Below are 1,273 nucleotides of genomic sequence, written 5' to 3'. Positions count from 1 at the left end.
TCAGTACGACGATAGGCACGTTCTACTTTACCGCCGACCGTATGCGCTAGAATGGTTTCAGCGACCTCATAGGGGGCATCGGTTGTTTCAGCAAGCCAATTGCGTAAACTAGAGCGAAAGCCATGCGGGCAGGCTTCAAGTCCAATACGTTTCATATATTGAGCCATACACCTATGCGCGAGGGGACCGCGACCTGTTGCAGAAAAGAAGAAATCATTGCGTGATAAAAGGCGCGCTTGTTTTAAAATGTCTAATGCTTCAGATGATAGGGGTACACGAAACTCTTTTGTTGTATCACGCTTTCCTTTCATATTTTCAGCAGGGATAGTCCATATATCATCCTCAACTTGATCTTTATGGATATGACATAAAGGAAAAGTACGAACGCCTGTCAGAATAAGCAAACGTAAAGCCAGTTGTGTCATTGTTGTTGTTTGGCAAAGTGTTTTATAAAAAGCCGGAACCTTTCTCCAATCCATAGCTGGAAAATTTTGCGTTTTATGGCGTTGTTTGCCTAAGAGCGCGCGTGCTTTTTCTGTTGCTTGTAAATCAACATTCAAACCTAATGCAGCCGCATGTTTAAGACAAAGATTAAGACGTATCAATGCTTTCTCTGCTGTTGCAGCTTTTGTATGCCAAATAGGGGCAAGAGTATTGCGTATCTCTGTTTGAGTAATCTCTGAAACGGGTAGACAGCCTAATTTAGGGAGAATATAAAGACGTAAAGGTGAAAACCAATCACAAGCCTTACCATCATCTTTTAATTCAGCTTTCCGACTTTCAAAAGCATCTACGGCAATGTCTTTTAAATAATGGAGATTGCTTATTGCCTCACGCTTTTGTTTATTGCGTTCTTTAATGGGGTCACGCCCCTCACGTAAAACCGAACGCCACCCAGTTGCCAATTCACGGGCTTGTTTTAAAGAGACATCTCGCAACGCTCCCAATCCCATTTCACGACGACGTCCGTGAAGGGTATACCGTAAAATCCATTGAGCACCACCATCTTTACGCTTATGAAGTAACAAGCCAGCACCATCATTATATTTGCCAGCCCCCAATGTTGCGACAGATCTTGCATTAAGACGGTTCATAAGAGCCATTTTTTACTCCTTTCTTATATAAATTTGATCCACACATTCATCCCACTTGTTATGTGCAAATGAGTGGTTTTGATTGAAGCAATATAAACTGATTTAAAATGAGACAATCTTAGGTTATTCGGGACTCTCATTCAATATGAATAACGCTAGATTATCATTATAAATCAATG

General features: G+C 41.2%; 1 protein-coding gene. It reads right to left on the bottom strand.

From position 1 onward, the window contains the following. On the bottom strand, positions 1 to 1,103 hold a 1,103-nt coding region (locus tag ACFIL2_RS03430; protein ID WP_375680417.1), incomplete at its 3' end, for a tyrosine-type recombinase/integrase. Between the last annotated feature and the right edge of the window lie 170 nt (positions 1,104 to 1,273).

The sequence above is a fragment of the Bartonella sp. AP30XZML genome, from assembly GCF_042195945.1.
In the GTDB taxonomy this organism is placed as follows: domain Bacteria; phylum Pseudomonadota; class Alphaproteobacteria; order Rhizobiales; family Rhizobiaceae; genus Bartonella.
Note: the sequence above shows the minus strand (reverse complement) of the source record. Positions and strands in the feature narration are given on the sequence as shown.